Below are 276 nucleotides of genomic sequence, written 5' to 3'. Positions count from 1 at the left end.
CGGCTCTAGCTACAACTACTGCTTTAGTAGATGGAGCAACGTATTACGCCTCTCAAACGGCAGATTCTTGTGAGAGTGCAACACGTTTAGCGGTAACGGTAGTTATTACTAAAACAGAAGCACCAACAACAACACAAACAACACAGACATTCTGTGAAATTGATAACACTACTATTGCAAGTTTACAAGTAACAGGAACACAAGTTCAGTGGTACGCGAGTGCTACTTCAACTACGGCTCTGGCTACAACAACTGCTTTGGTAGATGGAGCAACGT

1 protein-coding gene is annotated in these 276 nt (G+C 43.1%); it reads left to right on the top strand.

Annotated features, from left to right (window positions below; translation table 11 throughout):
• On the top strand, positions 1 to 276 hold a 276-nt coding region (locus P6733_RS17945), incomplete at both ends, for a hypothetical protein (protein ID WP_306354318.1).

The sequence above is a fragment of the Flavobacterium aerium genome, assembly GCF_030766725.1.
Lineage (GTDB): Bacteria > Bacteroidota > Bacteroidia > Flavobacteriales > Flavobacteriaceae > Flavobacterium > Flavobacterium aerium.
Note: the sequence above shows the minus strand (reverse complement) of the source record. Positions and strands in the feature narration are given on the sequence as shown.